Origin of the sequence: Massilia alkalitolerans DSM 17462 (assembly GCF_000427785.1) — a bacterium.
Lineage (GTDB): Bacteria > Pseudomonadota > Gammaproteobacteria > Burkholderiales > Burkholderiaceae_D > Telluria > Telluria alkalitolerans.
The window spans coordinates 1-22782 of record NZ_ATYR01000037.1; the positions used below are offsets into that span (position 1 = coordinate 1).

At 61.3% G+C, this 22782-nt stretch carries 22 protein-coding genes and 4 pseudogenes; 15 read left to right on the forward strand and 11 right to left on the reverse strand.

From position 1 onward, the window contains the following. Positions 1–258 (forward strand): IS30 family transposase (locus YWC_RS0123955; protein ID WP_027867651.1); only part of this gene is annotated, 258 nt, incomplete at its 5' end. A 303-nt stretch (positions 259–561) separates the two neighbouring features. Next, complete coding sequence (locus YWC_RS31795) at positions 562–1077, forward strand: hypothetical protein (RefSeq protein WP_156923866.1); 516 nt, start codon at positions 562–564, stop codon at positions 1075–1077. Between the two features lie 242 nt (positions 1078–1319). Here YWC_RS31795 and YWC_RS0123965 read toward each other — a convergent pair. The 5 genes and pseudogenes from YWC_RS0123965 to YWC_RS33080 all read right to left on the reverse strand — a co-directional run bounded on the left by YWC_RS0123965 (position 1320) and on the right by YWC_RS33080 (position 5874). After that, positions 1320–2577, reverse strand: a pseudogene (locus YWC_RS0123965) (IS3 family transposase). Positions 2578–2923: 346 nt separating this feature from the next. Continuing rightward, a pseudogene (locus tag YWC_RS34275) lies at positions 2924–3121 on the reverse strand (transposase); the annotation flags it as partial. 167 nt (positions 3122–3288) lie between these two features. Continuing rightward, positions 3289–3747, reverse strand: coding sequence for a hypothetical protein (locus tag YWC_RS33075; RefSeq protein ID WP_156923867.1), 459 nt, complete (start codon positions 3745–3747; stop codon positions 3289–3291). Between the two features lie 444 nt (positions 3748–4191). Continuing rightward, positions 4192–4371: pseudogene (locus YWC_RS33915) on the reverse strand (transposase); the annotation flags it as partial. 603 nt (positions 4372–4974) lie between these two features. Next, positions 4975–5874, reverse strand: coding sequence for a hypothetical protein (locus YWC_RS33080; protein WP_156923868.1), 900 nt, complete (start codon positions 5872–5874; stop codon positions 4975–4977). A gap of 441 nt (positions 5875–6315) precedes the next feature. Here YWC_RS33080 and YWC_RS32330 point away from each other — a divergent pair, with 441 nt between their 5' ends. Next, on the forward strand, positions 6316–6552 hold the full coding sequence (locus YWC_RS32330; RefSeq protein WP_229413185.1) for a helix-turn-helix transcriptional regulator: 237 nt from the start codon (positions 6316–6318) through the stop codon (positions 6550–6552). Positions 6553–6822: 270 nt separating this feature from the next. Further along, a pseudogene (locus tag YWC_RS30665) lies at positions 6823–7719 on the forward strand (PA0069 family radical SAM protein); the annotation flags it as partial. Positions 7720–7749: 30 nt separating this feature from the next. Here YWC_RS30665 and YWC_RS0123990 read toward each other — a convergent pair. Next, positions 7750–8223 (reverse strand): YciI family protein, encoded by a 474-nt coding sequence (locus YWC_RS0123990; RefSeq protein ID WP_027867654.1) that lies wholly within the window; start codon positions 8221–8223, stop codon positions 7750–7752. A gap of 91 nt (positions 8224–8314) precedes the next feature. Further along, positions 8315–9244: a helix-turn-helix domain-containing protein gene (locus YWC_RS0123995; protein WP_027867655.1), complete on the reverse strand. Its 930-nt coding sequence runs from the start codon at positions 9242–9244 to the stop codon at positions 8315–8317. A gap of 88 nt (positions 9245–9332) precedes the next feature. On the opposite strand from YWC_RS0123995, the gene YWC_RS0124000 reads away from it, so the two are divergent. Then, on the forward strand, positions 9333–10766 hold the full coding sequence (locus YWC_RS0124000; RefSeq protein ID WP_036215838.1) for a cytochrome P450: 1434 nt from the start codon (positions 9333–9335) through the stop codon (positions 10764–10766). 10 nt (positions 10767–10776) lie between these two features. On the opposite strand, the gene YWC_RS0124005 is transcribed toward YWC_RS0124000, so the two are convergent. Beyond that, positions 10777–11352 carry a gamma-glutamylcyclotransferase gene (locus YWC_RS0124005; protein ID WP_027867657.1) on the reverse strand — a complete coding sequence of 192 codons (576 nt, stop codon included), beginning with the start codon at positions 11350–11352 and terminating at the stop codon, positions 10777–10779. Positions 11353–11400: 48 nt separating this feature from the next. Further along, positions 11401–12516: a substrate-binding domain-containing protein gene (locus tag YWC_RS0124010; RefSeq protein ID WP_027867658.1), complete on the reverse strand. Its 1116-nt coding sequence runs from the start codon at positions 12514–12516 to the stop codon at positions 11401–11403. A 79-nt stretch (positions 12517–12595) separates the two neighbouring features. Between YWC_RS0124010 and YWC_RS0124015 the strand changes: the two genes are divergently transcribed. Continuing rightward, complete coding sequence (locus YWC_RS0124015) at positions 12596–13411, forward strand: ABC transporter substrate-binding protein (RefSeq protein WP_156923869.1); 816 nt, start codon at positions 12596–12598, stop codon at positions 13409–13411. A 19-nt stretch (positions 13412–13430) separates the two neighbouring features. Here YWC_RS0124015 and YWC_RS0124020 read toward each other — a convergent pair whose 3' ends face one another. After that, entirely contained in the window at positions 13431–14342 is a 912-nt protein-coding gene (locus YWC_RS0124020; protein WP_027867660.1) for a LysR family transcriptional regulator, read from the reverse strand. Positions 14343–14438: 96 nt separating this feature from the next. Between YWC_RS0124020 and YWC_RS0124025 the strand changes: the two genes are divergently transcribed. Together YWC_RS0124025 and maiA are read left to right on the forward strand one after the other, a co-directional pair. After that, entirely contained in the window at positions 14439–15461 is a 1023-nt protein-coding gene (locus YWC_RS0124025) for a fumarylacetoacetate hydrolase family protein (RefSeq protein WP_027867661.1), read from the forward strand. A gap of 12 nt (positions 15462–15473) precedes the next feature. Next, positions 15474–16118: a maleylacetoacetate isomerase gene (gene maiA / locus YWC_RS0124030; RefSeq protein WP_027867662.1), complete on the forward strand. Its 645-nt coding sequence runs from the start codon at positions 15474–15476 to the stop codon at positions 16116–16118. 206 nt (positions 16119–16324) lie between these two features. Here maiA and YWC_RS0124035 read toward each other — a convergent pair whose 3' ends face one another. Continuing rightward, on the reverse strand, positions 16325–16513 hold the full coding sequence (locus tag YWC_RS0124035) for a CBS domain-containing protein (protein WP_027867663.1): 189 nt from the start codon (positions 16511–16513) through the stop codon (positions 16325–16327). A gap of 133 nt (positions 16514–16646) precedes the next feature. On the opposite strand from YWC_RS0124035, the gene YWC_RS0124040 reads away from it, so the two are divergent. From YWC_RS0124040 to hscA, 7 genes are all read left to right on the forward strand, one after another. Then, positions 16647–17417 carry a uracil-DNA glycosylase family protein gene (locus YWC_RS0124040; RefSeq protein ID WP_027867664.1) on the forward strand — a complete coding sequence of 257 codons (771 nt, stop codon included), beginning with the start codon at positions 16647–16649 and terminating at the stop codon, positions 17415–17417. A gap of 186 nt (positions 17418–17603) precedes the next feature. Then, on the forward strand, positions 17604–18083 hold the full coding sequence (iscR, locus tag YWC_RS0124045) for a Fe-S cluster assembly transcriptional regulator IscR (RefSeq protein WP_027867665.1): 480 nt from the start codon (positions 17604–17606) through the stop codon (positions 18081–18083). Positions 18084–18103: 20 nt separating this feature from the next. After that, positions 18104–19360, forward strand: coding sequence for an IscS subfamily cysteine desulfurase (locus tag YWC_RS0124050; RefSeq protein ID WP_027867666.1), 1257 nt, complete (start codon positions 18104–18106; stop codon positions 19358–19360). A gap of 27 nt (positions 19361–19387) precedes the next feature. Next, positions 19388–19777 carry a Fe-S cluster assembly scaffold IscU gene (gene iscU, locus YWC_RS0124055; protein WP_027867667.1) on the forward strand — a complete coding sequence of 130 codons (390 nt, stop codon included), beginning with the start codon at positions 19388–19390 and terminating at the stop codon, positions 19775–19777. Positions 19778–19805: 28 nt separating this feature from the next. After that, positions 19806–20129, forward strand: coding sequence for an iron-sulfur cluster assembly protein IscA (gene iscA, locus YWC_RS0124060; protein ID WP_027867668.1), 324 nt, complete (start codon positions 19806–19808; stop codon positions 20127–20129). Positions 20130–20131: 2 nt separating this feature from the next. Next, the gene (hscB, locus tag YWC_RS0124065; RefSeq protein WP_036215815.1) at positions 20132–20650 is read left to right on the forward strand and encodes a Fe-S protein assembly co-chaperone HscB; all 519 of its coding nucleotides are present in this window, start codon (positions 20132–20134) and stop codon (positions 20648–20650) included. Between the two features lie 92 nt (positions 20651–20742). Next, entirely contained in the window at positions 20743–22632 is a 1890-nt protein-coding gene (hscA, locus tag YWC_RS0124070; protein WP_027867670.1) for a Fe-S protein assembly chaperone HscA, read from the forward strand. The last annotated feature ends 150 nt before the right edge of the window (positions 22633–22782 follow it).

A 22782-nucleotide genomic window follows, 5' to 3' on the forward strand; every position in this document is an offset into this window, starting at 1 on the left:
GAACGTACGGGTGTGCAGATCTACTTCGCCGACCCGCACAGCCCTTGGCAGCGAGGGTCAAACGAGAACACCAATGGTCTGCTGCGCCAATATATGCCCAAGGGCTCGGACCTGTCGATCTACTCCCAAGACGAGCTCGATGCCATCGCGCTATCGCTCAACACGCGCCCTCGAGAAACGCTCGGATGGAAGACTCCACTCGCCGTTTATACCGAGCATATGGTTCGGCTACAATTGCAGGCCGATTCGATTCATTAATCCGGTGTTGCAGTTGGTTCTTGAGACCGCCAAGTAATGTCATCTACGCAATTATTTTACCGAAATCGTTCGAAGGCCGCCGCCTAGAGAAGCCCAAAACCGCAAGCAAGTCCGCATAGCGCTATCCAAAAGCGCGGGCTGCGATGGCCGACAGCGCGCGAATAAAGGCATTTTGGACGATGGTAATCACGTGTTTGGTTTCTCCTGTAAAGTTAGGAGATTTTGGTATAAAACGTGAACGCGTAGAGCATACCGAAAGGTTATCGAAAAGAGCAAGTAGAGCTAAGGAAAAAGGAGGTATCGATGAGCACGGATAACGCTAAAAGCATCATGATGCAGACTCAAATTGAAGATGCATTCGAGCGCGCTGTTGTCAAGGCACGGGAACGCGTGTCACCGGTATACTCGACCCCTGAATCAATTCGGCAGGGCGAGGAGATCCTTGCGCAGGCTCGGATTGACGCCGCGAATAACCTTGCCAAACGCATCAAGAATGGCGATTTCATTTCCTTGGGACAGTTACGGGCAGCCTGGTCTGTAGAGCGCGCGGAGCTCGACGAAGCGCTAGTTGCCGACCGTATATTCGCCGTAACTGGTCCGTCAGGCGAAAACTATTATCCAGCCTTCTATACTGAACAGTCACTTGATCGATCTGCGATTGAGAAGGTGTCGAAAGCGTTAGGGTCCTTGCCGGGCGTAGTTAAACACTATTTCTTTACTACCAAGTCAACATTTTTAGGCGAGACCCCGCTTGAGGCGCTGCGGCGTCGAAAGGTCGAGCAAGTACTTGTTGCAGCAGCCGGCTACGCTGAGAGATAAAAAAGAGGAATTGAAAAATACGAAGTCATCTAGGAAACTATGAGTAACTAACAAAAACTGTTGGTGTTGCTACAACAGATGAGTGAGCAGGCAAGCAAGAGAAAGGCCTGGTGAGCGTCGGCGCGATGTTCATGACGGATGCGTAGCCTCCGAAAACGATGAAGCCATCCAAGTGTCCACTCAACAAGCCACGCCATCGACCGAGTAATCTTGCCCCGCTATTCCCGGACGCAGTCTGATGCTTAGTTAGCGTCAGTTTCCAGAGCCTGACACGGTCGCTCTTTTCTAAACATACGCGGCGATTTATAGCCCAGCGCCGAGTGAGGATGCACCTCGTTAAAATGCCGGAATGCGTCGGGCAGTTGGGCCAGTACGACGGTGCCGGTGCTGCGGTCCATGCTGCCCACGTAATCGCGTTTAAAGGTGTTCACGAAGCTCTCGGCCATGCCATTCGATTGCGGGCTGTTGACAGGCGTATGCACCGGCTTGATGCCCAGTTCATGGGCCAAGGCGTGCGTTTCGATTGCCCGGAAAGCGCCGCCATTGTCGCTCAGGAATTCAAGCGTAACCGCCCGCTCGTCCGTGCTTCCAAAGCGTGTTTCCACCGCCTCGATCATCATGTCGCGCACCGGTTCGCCGGGCAGCCCACGGCCGATCCAGGCACGCCAGGCGATGATCTCGCGGTCACAGCAATCCTTCATGAATACGCCCGTCACGACGTCGCCGTTGTCGCAGGCGATCTCGAAGCCGTCCGAGCACCAGCGCTGGTTCGATTCCTCGACGGCTACCTTGCCATCATGCGCGCGGCCGCTGTCCCGGCGCTTGGGCGACTTCGGCAGCAGCAAACCCAGGGCCTTCATCACGCGATACATGCGCTTGTGATTGACTGGTCGCAGGCCCATCAGGCTGCGCGTGCGGTTCACCAAGGCGCCGGCGCGGCGATAGCCGTACGTCGGCAATGCCGTGATCTCGGCACGCACGGCGTCGGCAATCATTGCGTCAGCGGCTGGATCAAGCCTGGCCAACGCACGACCATCGATCCAGTCTGCAGGACGCGCAAGGCGATCGATAACGTTCGAGCGCGCTACACCAAGGACAGCGCAGACTGGCTTCACTGGCCGTCCTTGTCCAATAAGGGTGAGCGCGCAATCCACTTTTTTTCGCGGGCTACCTCGATCGCTTCGCGCAAGATTTCCGCTTCCATCGTCTTCTTGCCGAGCATGCGCTGCAGTTGTGCGATCTGGGCGCGCGCGGCAGCCAGTTCGCTTGCCGGCACCACCGATTCGCCGGACTGGACGGCCACCAGGGCGTCTTCGCGCTCGAGCTTGCGCCAATTGAACAGCTGGCTGGCACTGATGCCGTGCTTGCGCGCTACCAGCGAAACGCTCATCCCCGGCTCGTACGTTTCCTTGACAGCGCAGCCTTTTCCTGCACTGACCAGCGACGGCGCCGCTCCTCCGACACCGTCACGACTTCGATGGTTTGCTTGTTCCTAGTCATATTCACAGTCGTATTCCTATCGGTAAGGATACCGCATCGACTGTGTTTGGTGAATCAGGGGGCTATCTTACGAGCCGTTTGCGTGACTCCACGTTGTAGCGTGCAATTCGTGCTGAGATTTCACGCCGGCGGAGCCAGGCCCGATGTGTTCGAGAAGCATATGCTCGATCAGCGTGCAGCTTCTGGACCTTTGCAGGCACGGCCTACCAGCACTTTTACTGCCGGGATTGACTCGACCAGCGGGATAACGAATCGAAGTCATGTACTTGTGCGTCAAGATCTGGGCCACTAGAGGAAGCCCACGCTCAGCCACCAGCAAATGATGTTTGCAGCCGAGTCGCGATTGGAGCCGTCGTAGCACCGCCTTGTGAATACGCGGCCAAATGCCGCCTCGCATCCATTCGTGAGGGCGACGCCAGCATGTTATATCACTGCCGCAGCCGAGTTCGCGCGGCAAGTACTCCAACAGTATTTCAGTTTTGAGAACAAACAGTATGCCGGTCAGGACTGCGCGATAATCGATCTGTGGCCGTCCGCCTTTCGGTGATCAACAATCGGCAGGAAGGTGAACTGCTATAAGCCTCTAGAGGCCTTTAGGAAGAAGTGCTCGGGTCATGGCACCAGTTCGTCTACTAATACGGACACCATTTTAGTGACCGAACTGAGCCTTCGCACGTCCACTATCGACCATTGCAAACCGTCACCGGATCGCTAAGTGCGACGCGCTACTGCCCATGCTGCTGCCAGGGCTCTTGCATCATCAAGAGCATGATGTCGACGAAGACCGCTTGCAAACGCTTTCTCACGAGTAAGTTCGAAAAGACCCTCACACGCAGCATCTTCAAAGGATGGAACCGCGAAGTCCCAATGCAGCCCGCTCGGTAGGAACGGGGTTAGCAACGTAATATCGTAACGTGGCGCATCACAAAAAAAGGTGACTTCAGGACCGCACAATGACAGGAAGGCAGCCAACCGTTCAGCACCTTCCATTGGTTTCAGCACAGGGCCGGTAAGCAGAGGTAGGACGTTGACCTGAACGAAAGGCGCACAAATTTCATATGACACTCCACCAAGTTCAAAATAAAGCTCATTTTCGCCAGCAACAAGACCAATCGATATTAGATATGGTTCTTCGAAGCTTGTAAACTCTGTGTCAAGAAAAATTATCAAGAATTGGCCTGGTTTCGAAAGACTAGTATGTGTAGTCTGTGATCGATGTCTAGAACTGGTTAGCTTAAGTGCACGGCGCCATAAAAACTATTAGCTTGAAGGCCTAATAATCTAGCGCATTGGTGAAAAAGTGCCTTCTCAGTTGAATCGTAGCAATATTCGGCAACGTCTCCTCTTGGCTTATTGTGTTGAAAAACTCCGTTCTAGTGTTAGCCTGAAAAGAAAGATCGGTAACTCGACTGTGCAGAACGGCCACCATGGCACGAACGCGGGTCAGTTGGACCTGCGATGCCAACGAAAACTGGCCATAAAAGCTGCTGCCCGACTTTTTCAACACATAGGCTGATTGCGGACGGTCGGCACGGCTAAGTGTACTCGCCTGTTGCCCACAAAGCACCTAGGCGGAATTGAATAATACAACGTCATCTAGGAAACTAAGAGCAACTAACAAAACCTCTTGATGCGCCTACAACAGATGAGTGAGCAGGCAAGCGAGAGAAAGGCTTGGTAAGCGTCGACGCGATGTTCATGACGAATGCGCAACCCTCGGAAACGATGAAACCATCCAAGTGTCCGCTCAACAATCCAACGCCACTGACCGAGCCGTTCGCGTGACTCCATACCTAGCGGAAAAACTGCGAAACCTAAAGCATTCTTTTTTCTCCGGAAGTATGTAACGACCAAAGTACTTCAAGCAATTTTGGGTCAAAAGTTCGCCTAGATATTTCAAATGAGATTGTACAAGCGCTGCTGCCGATATAATCGAAAACAGGCCAGCTTATACTAGGCCAATCTTCAGAATCGGATGAGTTCGCATCGATTACCTCTGCAATGGCAAGTGCTTTCCGAGCTTCGCTCAGCAAAGCTCGAAGCTGTAAGGTTGATAGCTCAGGAAGGTCTGACATTTGGCGAAGACAATCAATTGAGAGTGTATGACGCTTCGAGTTCGGCTTTTGGAGCGCATACGCTACTGCAGTTTTCAAAATGCGCAGTGCCGGCGCGGTCATACCATGAATGTCGAAACCAATATATAAAATTTCGCTTATCTTGTTCTCCAGACCTTGTAAGGAAGAAGGCTACAACACTTCAATTGTCTTCTAACTTTGGCTCAAATTAAAATCATACTCACAGATACTTTTGATCGAGCGAATACGTTATCAAAGAATTTGCTAACAAAGAATACTTAGCCTGGCCGGAGTGTTAATAGCTATCGACCATATAGCTGTGCTAGACCGCGGAATCGATAAAGTATTGAAGTTCTCGGGCCATTATCGATGTACTGCTTTTCGGATATTCATTGTCGTTGGCATCGTAGGCTATATCTGGCAGTGCCATACTTTGCATACGTTCTTCTACGGTCTCCGAAATTTTTTTACAAAATGTTTGTTCAGAGGCATGACGTAAGGCTCTCTTGAATGCACTACTCTCATGTGCAATTCCTTTAAGAACCTGAGTCAGTAATCTTGGTCGTGAGCCTATGTACTTTTCAATCATTATGAATAATTGGGCTATTTGAGCGTCGTTAGCAACTTCTTTAAAGCCACATATCTCATTCAATAGCTTATGCGCGTATTCGTGGATGCGTAATAACGTATGGACAGGTGCCCATTCATCTCTTTTGCATCCTATGAGAGAAGTTCTTAAGTGAGTGCTAAGGTTTGCAATTGAGAATCCCAAGATGTCTCTCGTTAGACTCCAATGTACTCGACTGCTATCGAAAGTGATTGTTGCTGTTTCTTCGCTTGCAATATTAAAAGCTGATATAGGAGAGTGCAAATTTGGTATCAGCAATCGCTTTTTATGCAATTCAGAATAGACCTCTCGCGTCAAGACCATGGTCGGCGCTAACGGAACTTGCATCGATGCAGCACTTGGTAACTCAAAATCATCTTCGTCGTTTTCTGAGGCAACCAGCACGCAGTAAACATAAAACCGATCGGTTACGCTTAAGCTTAAGTAATTCGTTGGTTCGCAGTCGTTGCGAATCTGTTGAAGCGTTCGTTCTATGTGGTCAACACGGCGGTTTAGCAACTGTGCTGTCGCAACAAGATCGGTCGGCTTATCGCATCTCGTCAGTTCTTTCGACTGTGAGGAGGTAGTCAGAATATTTAAGCTCTTGCGCAACATAAGCTAATCAGTTTTCGAAAACTGTATCTTTCGATGATAAAATAAAGAAGGTGCAGGTGCAGGTGCAGGTGCAGGTGCAGGTGCAGGTGCAGGTGCAGGTGCAGGTGCAGGTGCAGGTGCAGGTGCAGGTGCAGGTGCAGGTGCAGGTAATCTAATTTTCCTACTCTCTTGTCGATATGGCGCAATCGAATCTAAATAGCCGTTTTGATTTCGATCTCACTTGCGATGCTTTGTGAATTGCGGAAACTCGATGGCTGCTGAAGCACCGGACAAAACAATTAAAAAACGCTATTTGAAAAACCAGACAACGATTGGCTAGCACGTCATTTGTGTCGCGGCGCGCAGGACGAAGACGTACGTATCCAAGAAGATAACTATAGTATGAAGACTTGATGATACAGCACAGCGATGATTTCTCCAAACAACGTTTAGGAGAAGTCCTTGGATCCTGGTCTAGCTTTTGGAAAGATGTTGCGTAAGGTCCGTAAGGAAGCATGTCTCACGCAAGAGCAAGTCGCTCATGCAGCCGGCGTCGAACGAATCTACATTGGAATGATTGAGCGTGGCGAGCGGCAACCAACAGTCCGAGTAGTGTTCAAGCTTGCCAATGCTGTGAACAAAAAAGCAAGTGAGCTAATTGTATTAACGGAACAGATAGTTGATCAAAGTGAGGAATGAAGGGCGCAATCGTTTAGTTACATCGTCCTGTAGAGCTGATCCGTCTCCCTACGCAAGAGACAAGAATCTGGATACGAGCGGTTCGGGCGGGCCGTTAACTCGGAATGTTTTTTTAACAACGCTACAACGTTTGTGCTAGCTGTTAGACACAGGCCCACCGATAGAAACGTCTATCGATATGTTCTTAGGCGTTTTATAAGTCTTTGATTAAAAAAGGGAATAGTCGATAGGAACAGATTTTGTCTAGCGGAGCGTTCAATGATAAGGTTCGGTTGCATCTATTGCTTTGCGCGGCCCACCCACAGCTACCTCGGCCTGTCGCCGGGGCTCGACTTCGAAAGCCGGCTGTTCGCCAAGGTGAACGCGGCCGAGCTGTTGCGGCGCGAGCTGGCCAAGCCGGGCTACGTGCCCGAGCACATCGCCCTCGGCGTCAACACCGACGCCTACCAGCCCTGCGAGCGCGAGCTGCGTCTGACGCGCCAGGTGCTCGAGGTGCTGAGCGAATGCCGGCATCCGGTCGGGCTCATCACCAAGTCTTCCCTCATCGAGCGCGACATCGACCTGATCGCGCCGATGGCGGAAAAGAACCTGGCCTGCGCCGCCATCACCCTGACCACGCTCGATCCGGAGATCGCGCGCACGCTGGAGCCGCGCGCGGCAGCGCCGGCACGGCGCCTGCGTACCATCCGCACCCTTGCCGAGGCCGGCATTCCGGTCAGCGTGAGCGTGGCGCCCATCATTCCCTTCGTCACCGAACCGGAGATCGAGCGCATCCTGGAAGCAGCGCTTGAGGCCGGCGCCATCGGCGCGCATTACGTCGTCTTGCGCCTGCCGCATGAGGTCAATCCCTTGTTCCAGGAATGGCTGCAGGCGCATTTCCCGGAGCGGGCGCAGCGCGTCATGAACCGCGTGCGCGACCTGCGCGGCGGCAAGGATTACGACAGCGACTTCGGCAAGCGCATGCACGGGGAGGGCGTGTGGGCGGACCTGATCCGCCAGCGCTTCTCGAAAGCGGTGGACCGGCTTGGGATGGGGGAGTTTCGCGGGCGCTTCGGTAGGCTGGATGGGTCGCAGTTTCGCAAGCCGCTGGTGGTGCCGGCGCGCCCGTCGCCTGCCGCCGGCAAGGACGGCAGCGGAAATGCAGCCGGGCAGCTGGACCTGTTCTAGCCGGCTGCCCAATCCAGGCGAGCGGGTGGATTACTGCTTTTTCTGGATCTTGTTGTGCACGTCGTTCACCATCATCAGCGCCGCCGACCCATAGAGCTTGTGATACTCCGCTTCCATCAGCCCGCTGACGATGACCGGATCGGTGGCCACGTAGCGCTTGGCTTCCTCGATGTCCGGAGTCGCGATCACGAAGATGCCGCGGCGGCCTTCCTTGCCGTCCAGCGGTCCGGCGAACACCAGTTTCTTCTCGCTGGCCAGCTTGCCCATGTTGGCGAAGTGGCCCTCGAAGATCTTCGCGCGCTCGGCCTTGTCCTCGATGTTCTTGGGTCCCGTCTTGAGGATCACGAACACATAGGGGCGCATGCCGCGCTCGTCGGCACCGAGCGACTGGGCCAGCGCGGCATCGTATTGCGGCGCGGGTTCAGGCGCCCTGGTTTGCGCCACTGCAGGCTGCATCGCCAGTAGCAGCGAAGCGCACAAGCCCATCAGCATCTTTTTCGACATCCCTGTTCTCCTTGTTATATGGCGCGTGGCATCGACGCGCTCCGTATGGTCCAGCGATTCTAGCGGACTTCAGGCCGGGCAGGGCCGGTCTTCAGACCCACAGCCGGTAGATCCAGAAGGACTCGTCCTCGATGTAGCGGTCGGCGAATTCGGTCGGGGGAAAGCCGCAGATCTGCCGGGTGACGCGGCTCAGGTGGGCCTGGTCCGAGAAGCCCTCGTCCAGCGCCAGCGTGGCCCAGTCGAAGGGCTGGCCTGTCTCGTAGCGTTCGCGGGCGGCGAAGAACAGGCCTTCGGTGCGCACCAGCGATTGCCACTCGCGCAGCGAGCGCCCGCTGAAGGACTTGATGCGGCGTTCGACCTGGCGCGCGCTGTGCGTGCCGCGCCATTGGTGCGCCTGCCAGGCCAGGCGCTGCACCCAGTGCCGGCCCATCTGGCGCAGCGAGAACCGGCTGGTCTCGCCTCCCTGCGCCGCGCGCCAGCGCTTGCCGAGCTGCGCCTCCAGCACGCGCAGCACGGCGGCATCGTCGGGCGCGGCCAGCAGGGCATCGAGGAAGGGCTGCCAGCCGGCGCCGAGCACCGCGTGCGCCGGCAGGAAGCGGTCCTGGATGGCCGCGAGCTCGATGCCGAACAGGGCGGGGACGGCATCCGGCTGGAAGCAGGCCATGTAGCCGCGGCCGCTCGTCGGCGACCAGGTCGTTGCCGGGCGCGAATGGCTGCCGGAGATCATCATCTGCGCAGTGAAGGGATGCCAGCCCGTGTCCGGGTCCACCAAGCCCATCCCGGCCCCGTCGAACCAGGACAGCGTCACGATCGGCGAAGCGGGGAAGTGCGACAAGCGCTGGGCGTCGCTCAGTGCGAGGCGGGAGGTGTCGCGGCTGACCAGCGCCAGCATCGCGCCCTGCAGCGCCGGCGGCGCCAGGTAGAGGCGGTCATGCGGCGATTTACCCCCATTGCATATGCGCGGGCCGCGCGCCAGCCGGTCGGGGCAGGGGAGCAGGCAATCGTGACGATCGGGGGCCATGAGTCAGCAGTATAGGCAGGCGCCCGCGGGTTGTCGATGTCGTTTCCGTTCAAGACGCGGGGGGCGAAAGCGGCGAAGAATGTGGGACATGAATACGCCCGACACCTCCCGATGCCCCTTCCATGCGGATGGCACGCCGCCCGCTTCCGTCGATCCGGCGCCAACCCGGCATCCGCCCGGCGCCTGGCCGCCCGGTCCGCCATCCGGCCTGACCGGCTGGGGCCTGCTGGCGCGAATGGCGCGCGACCTGCCAGGCAGCCTGGCGAGCTGGCGCCAGGCGTATGGCGACCTGGTGCACCTGCGCATGTGGCCGGAGCACGAGGTCGTGGTCAGCGACCCGCAACTGGTGCGTGAGCTGCTGGTGAGCCGCCATGACGCGATCCAGCGCTGGGAGCGCGGGATCGAGATATTCGCTTATCTGCAGGGCGACAGCGTCCTGATCGCGGAGGGCAGCGTTTGGGCAGCGAAACGCCAGGCACTGCAGCCGGCATTTGCGCCGAAGTCGGTCAAGGCCTTCGTTCCGACGATCGCGGCGGCGGCTGACGTGGCAATGGCAGGCTGGCAGCCGGGAGAAGCGATGCCGATCGAAAGCGCGCTGACCTCGCTGGCGATGGACGTCATCATGCGCATGATGTTCTCGAGCGAGCTCGGCCTTGATGCGCGCGCGGTGGAGAGCGCGGTGCAAGAGGCGCTGGTGGCCGCCAACACCGAGATGTTCTGGCCTGCCAGCGCGCCCGACTGGCTGCCGTGGAAGCGCCGCAAGCGGCAGGTGCGTGCCATGCTGGCGCAGCTGATCGAGCGCCACGTCGACGCCCACCTGGCCTTGCCGCATGAGGCATGGCCACAGGACCTGCTGAGTCGCCTGCTGGCGTTGCACCGGCAGGACGCGGACGCCTGGCCCTTGTCGGCGGTGCGCGACGAATGCATGACGGCCTTCATTGCCGGACACGAGACCAGCGCGGCCAGCCTGGGCTGGTGGGCCTGGTGCATGGCGGCCAATCCGGCGGCGCAGGAGGCGGCGCGGCGCGAGGTCGATGCGGTGCTGCAGGGCGGCGTCCCCGACGAGGAGGCGCTGCCGCGGCTGGGCTACCTGGCCCAGACCCTGAACGAGGCGATGCGCCTGTACCCGGCCGCGCCGATCCTGATGAGCCGCCGTTCGACGCGCGCCTTCCTGCTTGGCGGCTGGACGATGCCGGCGCGGACGATGTTCATGGTTCCGGTGTTCCTGATGCACCGCGACCCGCGCTGGTTTCCGGAGCCGCAGGCCTTCCGGCCGGAGCGCTTCGGGGCGGATGCGCCGCCGATTCCGCGTGGGGCCTTCATGCCCTTCGGCACCGGGCCGCGGGTCTGCCTCGGACAGCACCTGGCGCTGGCGGAGATGACGGTGGTAGCGGCGATGCTGCTGCAGCGTTTCGTGCTGGCGAAGAGGGAGGGGATGGCGGAGCCGGAGGCGGTGTTGAATATTTCCTTGCGACCGAAAACCCCCTTGCTGCTCAAGGTCGAGCGCAGGACCTCCGCTTGACCATGAAACCTCAGCGCGCGGCCCTGGTGAATTCTTCCAGGTGGCGCTCGATCGCGTGCACGTGCTCGTCGTGCTTGCCGAGCTCGCGCAGGGCGCGCGCCAGTTCCAGCAGGTATTCGCTGTTCGGGCCGCTCGGGCCGCGCGCGGTGGCGATCTGGCGCGCGATGTCCTGCTCGCTCGCCGGGCCCAAATAGGCCGCATTCTCGTGGGTGGCGATGTAGACGATGCCTTCCGCCGTGCCGCCGTCCTCGAATGTCATCTCGGTGGCCAGGCGCAGGTAGCCGTTCTTCTCGCGGTGGTCGAGGTGGGCGAACTCCTCGGGCGTGACCAGGTAGGCCATGCCGTGGCAGGTGGCGCCCGCCTCGGGCACCAGGGTGGCCACGCGGCCCGGGGCGCTTTCCGTGCCGCGGTGGTCGTGCGAGCCTTGCCAGAAGCGGCGGTTCCAGCCTTCGATGGAGGCGGGGCGGCGTTCGATGAAGGGGAAGTCGGCCTTGAAGATCAGGGAACCGTAGCCGAACAGCCAGACGCTGTCGTGGCTGTCGAAGCGGTCCATCAGGCGGTTGATCTCGATGGTGTTGAGGGACATCGGTGGCAGGAAAAACGGGGATGCACGCTATTGTACGTGCAGCCCGCTTCAGGTGCAGGACACGCCTTGGTGTTTCGGCGTGCGGAACGCATACCAGGGGAAGGCGCGCCGCAGCGCGACCACGTCGCCGGCATCCTTGATGTCGTAGCCGGGCAGGTCCGCCGTCAAGGCCTGCCACTCGCTGCGCCGCAGCAGCTCGCGCAGCTTGCTGATGGGCGGCCGGTCGATCGCGTCCTTCAGGCAGACGAAGTAATACTGCTCGCGGATGACCGGGACGAAGGCAAGCCCGAACGCGGCCGCAGCCGCCTGGATGCCGAAGCCGGCATCGGCCACGCCTGAGGCGACGCTGGCGGCAACGGCGAGATGGGTCGGTTCGGCATTCTCGAAGCCATCGACCTCGCCGGGATGGGTGCCGGCCTTGGCCAGCAGCTGCTCGATGGTGATGCGGGTGCCGGAGCCGGGTTGGCGGTTCACGAAGCGCAGGTCCTTGCAGCGCAGGTCTTCCACGCCGTGGATGCCTTTCGGGTTCCCGGCAGCCACCATCAGGCCCTGCTGCCTGCCGACGAACCGGATCAGCTTGTGGCGGCCCGGCTTGAGCATGGACTTGAAGGCCTGGTGCGTCATGCTGCCGGGCGCGTGGTCTTCGCTCACATGGAAGCCCGCCAGCAGGCACTCGCCGCGCGACAGGGCGGCGATGCATTCGAGGCTGCCGCGGTATTGCAGGTCCAGGTAGAGCTTGGCGTCGCGCGCCATGAACTCCTTCAGGCGCGGCAGGGCCAGGTCATGGCTGGCGAACATGGGAATCACGTGTGCCTGCGGGTCGAAGGCGAGCGCGAATTCCCGCTCCATCTCGGCGATCAGGTTGTCGACCTGCGGTTGCACGCGCATCCGGGCGCGCCGTTCGGCGAACAGCAGCTTCTCCCCGAAGGGCGACAACCTAGCCCGCTTGCCCCGTTCCCAGACGATCAGGTCGGCCCGCAGCGCCGTCTCGAAGCGCTTCAGTTCACCCCAGATGTGGCGGTAGGACAGCCCGAGCTGCTCCGCCGCCGCGCCCACCGATCCACACGCATGGATGGCGCCCAGGATGTCGAACAAGGGATTGCCGAGCTGCTGCCCCGAGACTGCCGCATCGTCGAAGGTGTAAGACAGCTTGATGTGCAACATATGCAAACTTGTTCATATTGAAAGTTTTTCAGTATAGCTTAGGATGGCGCATCCACAACTTTCGATGGGCCGGTCAATCATGCGCTTCCTGAACAAACAGCTTGCCCTGCTGGGCTTCCTGCTGGCGACGACTGCGCCAGCCCTGGCCCAGCAGGCGATCCGGCTCTCGACCACCACCAGCACCGAGAACTCGGGCCTGCTGCAATACCTGCTGCCCAAGTTCGAGAGCAAGACCAATTACAGGGTCAGCGTGATCTCGGTCGGCACCGGCAAGGCCCTCGAGCTGGCCAAGAACGGCGACGTCGATGTGACCCTGGTCCATGCCCGCGCGGCGGAAGACAAGTTCGTCGCCGAAGGCCATGGCGTCAAGCGCCGCGACGTGATGTACAACGACTTCATCCTGGTCGGTCCGGTGAGCGACCCGGCCGGCATCAAGGGCAGCAAGGACGTGCTCGCGGCGATGAAGAAGATCGCCGCTAGCAAGGTGCGCTTTGTCTCGCGCGGCGACAACTCGGGCACCGACCAGATGGAAAGGGCCTACTGGAAGCAGGCCGGCGCCCAGCCGCAGGGCGCGGCCTATATCTCCGCCGGGCTGGGCATGGGCGAAGTGCTGAACATGGCGGCGGAAATGAAGGCCTATACCCTGACCGACCGCGCCACCTATGTCGCCTACCAGGCCAAGACCGGCCTGCAGATCGCGGTCGAGGGCGACCCGAAGATGTTCAACCCCTACGGCATCATCGCGGTGAATCCGGAGCGCCACAAGCACGTCAACTACAAGGGCGCGATGCAGCTGATCGAGTGGATCACTTCACCGGAAGGGCAGGGGCTGATCGCCTCGTTCAAGACGGGGGGCGAGCAGGTCTTCTATCCATCCGCGAAGGCGGCAAAGTGATGCGCGCGGCGGCCCAGGTTCACGCTGACGAAGCAGGCGCCTGGCTGCCGACGAAACCGTCGAGGAAGTCGATGAAGCTCTCCGCCGCCGGCGACAGCGAGCGCCCGGGGCGCGTGTAGAGGAAGAAGCGGCGCGTGAGCACCGGTTCCTCCAGTTGGCGCATGACGAGGCCGTAGAGCGCCGCCAGCGGCGCGGCGTAGGGCATGCATACCGTCACCCCGAGTCCGGCGGCGGCCATGGCCAGTGCGGTCGTCATGAAGGTGACCTCGTTGGCGGGCTTGAGCGGCGGCGCGTGCATCGATGCGTGCATGTCGTCCAGCAGGCGCTCGGTGAACTGGCCCTGCAGCGAAATCAGCGGGTAGCGCGCGACGTCCTTCCAGGTGACGCGCGCCTGCCTTTCCAGTTCGTGCCCTTTCGGGAACACCAGCGCGAAGGGCATCTCGAACAGCAGCCGCGCGTCGAGCGGCGGCGCGGGTTCGCGTTCCGGGCCGATGCCGATGTCGGCTTCGCCCGACAGCACCCGGTTGACCACGCTCTCCACGCCGGTGTCGCCCAGGCGCACCTCGATGTCGGGGTAGCGGGCGCGGTAGGCGGCGATCGCCTCCGGCATCAGGGTGCAGGACAGCAGCTGGGGCGCGGCGATGCGCACGATGCCTTTTTTCAGGCGCGTGTGGTCGGCCACATTCGCCAGGGCGCCGTCGAGGTCGTCGATCATCTGGCTGAACAGCGGGTAGAGTTCCTTGCCGATGTCGGTGAGCAGGGCGCGGCGCGTGCTGCGGTCGACCACCTTGGCGCCCAGGGTCTGCTCGAGCTCCTTGATCAAACCCGAAAGCGCCGATTGCGTGACGTGCATTGCCTGCGCGGCAAGCGTAAAGTTACCCGTCTTGGCCAGGGCCACGAATGCGCGCATCTGGCGCAAGGTCGGATTCATAAGCTTATCTAATAAATCGAGCGAAAAATACTGTTTGAATGATAGTACGTTTTGTTCTCTAATGGCGAAAAGCAAACACCAAGCAAAGGAAACGCCATGAAACTCGCCACCCTCAAGACCGGCGGCCGCGACGGCACGCTGGTCGTCGTCAGCCGCGACCTGGTCACCTGCCAGGCCGTCCCGAAGATCGCCCGCACGCTGCAGTGCGCGCTGGACAACTGGGATGAGGCGGCGCCGCAGCTCAGGAAAGTGTACGAGCGCCTGAACGCCGGCACTGCCGACAAGGCCGAGTCCTTCATCGAGGAAGAATGCCATTCGCCATTGCCGCGCGCCTACCAATGGTGCGACGGTTCGGCCTACATCAATCACGTCGAGCTGGTGCGCAAGGCGCGCGGCGCCGAGGTGCCGGAATCGTTCTACAGCGATCCGCTGATGTACCAGGGCGGCTCGGATTCCTTCGTCGGTCCGTGCGACCCGATCGCCGTGCTGTCGGAAGAGTGGGGCGTGGACCTGGAGGCCGAGGTGGCGGTCATCACCGGCGACGTGCCGATGGGCGCATCCGTGGAAGAAGCGGCCGCCGCGATCCGCCTGGTGATGCTGGTAAACGACGTCTCGCTGCGCAACCTGATCCCGAACGAACTGGCCAAGGGCTTCGGCTTCTACCAGTCGAAGCCGGCCAGCGCGTTTTCTCCAGTGGCGGTCACGCCGGACGAGCTGGGCGAGGCCTGGGTCGATTCCAAGCTGCACCTGCCGCTGCTGGTGACGCTCAACGACAGCCCCTTCGGCCGCCCGAACGCGGGCGAGGACATGACCTTCAGCTTCGCCCAGCTGATCGCGCACGCCGCCAGGACGCGCGAGCTGGGCGCGGGCAGCATCGTCGGTTCCGGCACGGTGTCGAACAAGCAGGGCAGCCTGCACGGCTCGAGCATCGAGAACGGCGGCGTCGGCTACTGCTGCCTGGCCGAGGTGCGCATGTACGAGACGATCGAGGGGGGCAAGCCGCACACGCCCTTCCTGGCGTATGGTGACACCGTGCGCATCGAGATGGTCGACAAGGACGGCGCCAGCATCTTCGGCGCGATCGACCAGGAAGTATGCCCTTATCACAGGAAAGCCTGAGAGGAGACCCGCATGAAGCTCTACACCTATTTTCGCAGCTCGGCCGCGTACCGGGTGCGCATCGCGCTCAACCTGAAGGGGCTGGACTACGAGGCGGTGCCGGTGCACCTGCTGCGCGAGGGCGGGCAGCACCTGATGGACAACTACCTGACCATCAATCCGAGCGGGCTGGTGCCGGCCCTGCAGGACGACCGCATGACGCTGACGCAGTCGATGGCCATCATCGAGTACCTGGACGAGCTGCACCCGATGGTGCCGCTCTTGCCGAAGGACGCGGTCGGCCGTGCCCGCGTGCGCGAGATGGCGCAGATCATCGCCTGCGACATCCACCCGGTGAACAACCTGCGCGTGCTGAAGTACCTGGTGAAGCACCTGGGGCTGTCGGAGGAAGCGAAGACCGACTGGTACCGCCACTGGGTGATCGAGGGGCTGCGCTCGCTGGAAGCGCACCTGGCGCGCAACCTGGGCACGGGCCGCTTCTGCCACGGCGACACGCCGACCATCGCCGACTGCTTCCTGGTGCCGCAGGTGTTCAATGCGCAGCGCTTCGATATCGACGTGGATGCGTATCCAACCATTGCGCGCATCAATGCGCTGTGTGTGGATTTGCCGGCGTTCAAGGCGGCGCATCCGTCGCAGCAGCCGGACGCGGAGTGAGCTGGCTGCGCTCGAGCTGATGTATCCGTAGGGCGGGCGGCTCTACCCGGGCAGGTGAGAAAACCTACCGCTGGCGCCGCCCACGCGTTCAACCAGCGCTTGACTAGCCGCGCCGGCAGCATCACCGTGATCTGGACGCGTGGGCGGCATTGACGCACCGGACTGATCGCGCTGCGGGGTGGAGCCGCCCACCCTACGAACATGTGTCAATGCCGCGTCTCCGACCGATCCGGCTCCGACGGCGACGAAATCTCATCCAGCGCCCCCTCCACCACCCCGGCCGACTTGGTCGCGCCGACGTCGAGCTCGTCCATCATCTGCGCCGCGCGCTGCACGGTTTCCTGCGCGGAGATCGTCTGCACATCGGGCCTCATCACTTCACGGATCGTTTGCATGGCTCCTCATGCTTGAGTGAGTGGAAGGCTGAAAATCATGCCTTGAAATGCCAAAGGCGGACGCTAGATTGACGCTGGGAATGCGCCAAGCCCTGGGCTACAATCCCGCCTCCTTGTGCCTTGCGATTTCGTCATGTCCAACCATCCAATTCCCGCCCCAATCATCGCCGCCCTCGACCGTGCCGACGCCTCCTGGCGCCCCATCCTCGAGGCCGGCCTGCAGGCGGTCGCCGCCGCCGACCCAAGCTATTTGCCGGCGCTGGCGGTCGAGGACTACCTCCCGACGGAAGGCCGTATCTTCGCCGCCTTCGCCCAGCCGCTGGACAAAGTGACGCATGTGCTGGTGGGGGAGGGGCCCTACCCACGCGCCGAGAGCGCGACCGGGGTCTGCTTCATGGATGGCGCCGTGGGTGAACTGTGGTCGGAAACCGGCCTGTCGAAACCGGTCAACCGCGCTACCTCGCTGCGCAACTTCATGAAGATGCTGCTGGTGGCAAATGGTCAACTCGATGCGGGCGACACCGGCGGCAGCGCGATGGTGCCGGTGGCCCAGGCTGCCCGTACGAACGGCTCCATCCAGACCCTGGCCCAGTTGCAGGACAACCTGATCGGACAGGGCTTCCTGCTGCTGAACGCGGCCCTGGTATTTCGCAAGCACGTCGCGCCGGCCATCGATGCACGCGCCTGGCAGCCTTTCCTGCAGACCGTGCTTGCCGCCCTGGCAAGCCAGCCTCAGCCGCCGACGCTGGTTCTGTGGGGAAAGATCGCCGAGCAGTTGAAAAAGCTGCCGGAAGCGGCGCGCCTGCCGCAGATCCATGCCGAGCATCCGTACAACCTGTCTTTCATCCAGCACGGGGGGATGCAGGCGCTGTTCGGGCCGATGGAATTGCTGCGTTTGCGATAACGGCCGGGAGGAGGAAAGGCCGATGGAGGTTTTGGGGGCCTCCAAGACAAGCCAGTCAGGATTTGCTATACTTGACTAAATCGATCAACTAATCGGCGTATTCGGCAGGCTCTCTCAACAGATTTGATTGTTGCGCTGCACCGATGGGTTGAAAAGAGGCAATATTTTACACTAACCGGGGTTCCGATGCGTCTGACCACCAAAGGCCGTTTTGCTGTTACCGCGATGATCGACCTCGCCCTGCGCCAGGGCAATGGTCCGGTCACGCTGTCGGGCATCAGCCAGCGCCAGGCCATTTCGCTGTCGTACCTGGAACAACTGTTCGGCAAGCTGCGCCGCCACCAGATCGTCGAGTCGATCCGCGGCCCGGGCGGCGGCTACAGCCTGGCCAGAACCGCCGACAAGGTGACGGTGGCCGACATCATCATCGCGGTCGACGAGCCGCTCGATGCCACCCAGTGTGGCGGCAAAGAAAATTGTCACGGCGCCGACGCTGCTTCCGGCACCCGTTGCATGACCCATGAACTGTGGACCACGCTGAACGCCAAGATGGTCGACTATCTCGATTCGGTCTCGCTGCAAGACCTGGTCGACCAGCAGAAGCAGAAAGAACAAAACGTCGTGGTGGTGCACCGTGTCCCCGCTAGCGCCGCCGTACAAAACTGAGTTGAAACCGGAGTGAACTGATGAACGCGCCTTTGGACAAAAAAACCGAGCAGAGCTTCGTGACTGCGCCGCATTTCCCGATCTACATGGATTACTCGGCGACCACTCCGATCGATCCGCGCGTGGCCGACAAGATGATCCCCTACCTGCGCGAGCAGTTCGGCAACCCCGCATCGCGCAGCCACATGTACGGCTGGAGCGCCGAAGCGGCGGTCGAGGAGGCACGCGCCAACGTGGCGGCCCTGGTCGGCGCCGACCCGCGCGAGATCATCTGGACCTCGGGCGCGACCGAATCGAACAACCTGGCCCTGAAGGGTGCCGCCCACTTCTACAAGACCAAGGGCAAGCACATCATCACGGTCAAGACCGAGCACAAGGCGGTGCTGGACACCGTGCGCGAACTGGAGCGCCAGGGTTTCGAGGCGACCTACCTCGAGCCGCAGGATAACGGCCTGATCACCGTCGCCCAACTGGAAGCGGCGATCCGTCCGGATACCATCCTGGTTTCGGTCATGCTGGTGAATAACGAGATCGGCGTGATCCAGCCGATCGACGAGATCGGCGAACTGTGCCGCTCGAAGGGCATCATCTTCCACTGCGACGCCGCGCAGGCGACGGGCAAGGTCGAGATCGACCTGAACAAGACCAAGTGCGATCTGATGACCTTCACCGCGCACAAGACCTACGGCCCGAAGGGCGTCGGCGCCCTGTACGTGCGCCGCAAGCCGCGCGTGCGCCTCGAAGCGCAGATGCACGGCGGCGGCCACGAGCGCGGCCTGCGTTCGGGCACGCTGCCGACCCACCAGATCGTGGGCATGGGCGAAGCCTTCCGCCTCGCCAAGGAAGAGATGGCGTCGGAACTCGAGCGCGTGAAGGCGCTGCGCGACCGCCTGGCCAAGGGCCTGCTGGAGATCGAAGAGGTCTACATCAACGGCGACATGGACCACCGCGTGCCGCACAACCTGAACGTCTCGTTCAACTACGTCGAGGGCGAATCGCTGATCATGGCGATCAAGGACCTGGCCGTGTCCTCGGGTTCGGCCTGCACCTCGGCCTCGCTGGAGCCGTCCTACGTGCTGCGCGCACTGGGTCGCAGCGACGAGCTGGCGCACAGCTCGATCCGCTTCACCATCGGCCGCTTCACGACCGAGCACGACATCGACTTCGCGATCGAACTGCTGAAGTCGAAGGTCGGCAAACTGCGCGAACTGTCGCCGCTGTGGGACATGTTCAAGGAAGGGATCGATCTCAATTCGATCCAATGGGCAGCCCACTAATCATTACGGAATTCTAGGAGCACTACCATGGCATATTCGGACAAAGTACTGGACCACTACGAAAACCCGCGCAACGTCGGCGCCTTCGACAAGGGCGACGATGCGATCGGCACCGGCATGGTCGGCGCGCCGGCCTGCGGCGACGTGATGAAGCTGCAGATCAAGGTCAACGAGCAGGGCCTGATCGAGGACGCGAAGTTCAAGACCTATGGCTGCGGTTCGGCCATCGCCTCGAGCTCGCTCGTGACCGAATGGGTCAAGGGCAAGTCGCTGGACGAAGCGCTGGCGATCAAGAACACCCAGATCGCCGAAGAACTGGCGCTGCCGCCGGTGAAGATCCACTGCTCGATCCTGGCGGAAGACGCGATCAAGGCCGCCGTGGCCGACTACAAGAGCAAGCACGCCGAGAAGGCGTAATTAAGTTAGACAGACTGGAGCAAGCGTAATGGCAATCACCCTGACTGAAAAAGCCGCGAAGCACGTCAACCGTTACCTCGAGCGCCGGGGCAAGGGCATCGGCTTGCGCTTCGGTGTGCGTACCACCGGCTGCTCCGGCCTGGCCTACAAGCTCGAGTACGTCGACGATGCGACCCCGGACGACAACGTCTTCGAGTCGCACGGCGTCAAGGTCTTCGTCGACCCGAAGAGCCTGCCGTACATCGACGGCACCGAGCTGGATTTCGCGCGCGAAGGCCTGAACGAAGGTTTCCGCTTCAATAACCCGAACGTCAAGGACAACTGCGGCTGCGGCGAAAGCTTCCGCATCTAAGGATGAAGCAGAACCACTTCGAGCTGTTCCAGCTCCCTGCGACCTTCGCGGTCGACGGGGATGCCCTGGATGCGGCCTACCGCGAAATCCAGGGCCGCGTGCACCCGGACCGCTTCGTGAACGCCACCGACACCGAGAAGCGGGTCGCGATGCAGTGGGCCACGCGCGCCAACGAGGCCTATCAGACCCTGCGCAATCCGCAGAAGCGCGCGCAGTACCTCTGCGAGATCAACGGCGTCGACCTGCAGACCGAGTCGAACACGGCGATGCCTGCAAGCTTCCTGATGCAGCAGATGGAGTGGCGCGAAGCGCTCGACGATGCGCGCTCGTCGAAAGATGGGGGCGCGCTGGACGAGCTGGATGCGCAGGTGCGCCGCGAGCGCAAACAGATGCTGGAGCAGGTCGGCAAGCAGCTCGATGCCGGCGACTACCAGGCGGCGGCGCAGGGCGTGCGCGCGATGATGTTCCTCGATAAATTCGGGGAAGAGGTACAGTACGCGTTCGAAGCATTAGACGCGTAATCGATTTCGCATATGGTCGGGGTCGTTTGTGTCGATGGCACAAACGACCCCGACCACATAGCAGCACAGAAAAACAAACAGGTAACACGACCATGGCACTACTCCAAATCGCCGAACCCGGCATGTCCACCGCCCCGCACCAGCATCGCCTGGCGGTCGGCATCGACCTGGGCACCACCAACTCGCTGGTTGCCACCGTGCGCAGCGGCAGCCCGGAAGTGCTGAGCGACGAGGATGGCCGTTCGCTGCTGCCTTCGGTCGTGCGTTACCTCCCGAACGGCAACGCCAACATCGGCTACAAGGCCCAGGCACACCAGACCACCGACCCGAAGAACACGGTCGTCTCGGTCAAGCGTTTCATGGGCCGCGGCCTGAAGGACATCGCCTACGCCGAGAACCTGCCGTACGACTTCGTCGATGCCCCCGGCATGGTCCAGATCAACACCGTCGCCGGCGTGAAGAGCCCGGTCGAGACCTCGGCCCAGATCCTGGCTACGCTGCGCCAGCGCGCCGAGGATTCGCTGGGCGACGAGCTGGTCGGCGCCGTGATCACCGTGCCGGCGTATTTCGACGACGCCCAGCGCCAGGCCACCAAGGACGCGGCCCAGCTGGCCGGCATCAACGTGCTGCGCCTGCTGTCGGAACCGACCGCCGCAGCGATCGCCTATGGCCTCGACCACGGCAAGGAAGGCGTCTACGCCGTCTACGACCTGGGCGGCGGCACCTTCGACATCTCGATCCTCAAGCTCTCCAAGGGCGTGTTCGAGGTGCTGTCCACCGGCGGCGACTCGGCCCTGGGCGGCGACGACTTCGACCACCGCCTGTTCTGCTGGATCGTCGAGCAGGCCAAGCTGGCGCCGCTGTCCGACCAGGACACCGCCACCCTGATGGTCAAGGCGCGCCAGGCCAAGGAACTGCTGTCGACCAACGAGGAAACCACGATCGAGGCGATCCTGAAGTCGGGCGAGATCGTGCAGGTGACCATCAGCGCGCAGACCTTCGCCGACATCACCAGGCACCTGGTCGGCAAGACCATGAATGCGATCCGCAAGGCCATGCGCGACGCTGATGTTTCCGTCGAGGACGTCGACGGCGTCGTGATGGTCGGCGGCGCCACCCGCATGCCGCACGTGCGCCGCGCGGTGGGCGAGTTCTTCCACACCATTCCGCACGCGAACATCGACCCGGACAAGGTGGTGGCGCTGGGCGCCGCCGTCCAGGCCAACCTGCTGGCCGGTAACCGCGCCGAGGGCGACGACTGGCTGCTGCTGGACGTCACCCCGCTGTCGCTCGGCATCGAGACCATGGGTGGCCTGGTCGAGAAGATCATCCCGCGCAACTCGACCATCCCGTGCGCCCGCGCCCAGGAATTCACCACCTTCAAGGACGGCCAGACGGCCCTGGCGGTGCACGTGGTGCAGGGCGAGCGCGAGCTGGTGTCCGACTGCCGTTCGCTGGCGCGCTTCGAGCTGCGCGGCATCCCGCCGATGGCGGCCGGCGCGGCGCGCATCCGCGTGACCTACCAGGTCGACGCCGACGGCCTGCTATCGGTGTCGGCGCGCGAGACCCGCTCGGGCGTGGAAGCGTCCATCACCGTCAAGCCGTCCTACGGCCTGGGCGACGACGAAGTGGCGCGCATGCTGCAGGATTCCTACACCTCGGCCCAGGGCGACATGCAGATGCGCGCGCTGCGCGAAGAGCAGGTCGAGGCCGAGCGCATCCTGCTGGCGACCCAGTCGGCGCTGGATGCCGACGCCGAGCTGCTGGACGAGACCGAGCAGGATGACGTGGCCAGGCTGGTGCACGGCGTGCGCGATGCGATCCACCGTTCGAACGATGCGTCGATCGAAGCGGGGCAGCGCCAGGACGGGCTGCACGCGGCGGTGCAGGCGCTGGCCAAGGGCACGGAAGAGTTCGCGGCACGCCGGATGGACAAGAGCGTGCGCAAGGTCCTGGCGGGCAAGTCGCTGGACGAAGTTTAAAAGCTTAGCCGACCACAGGTGCCAATAAATGGCCTATAGCCTAAAGACCGTCATTCCCGCGCAGGCGGGAATCCAAGTACGTAGCGCAGCGTTAGCGCAAGCATAAATTGGGTTCCCGCCTACGCGGGAACGACGGGCAGGGCAGTCACA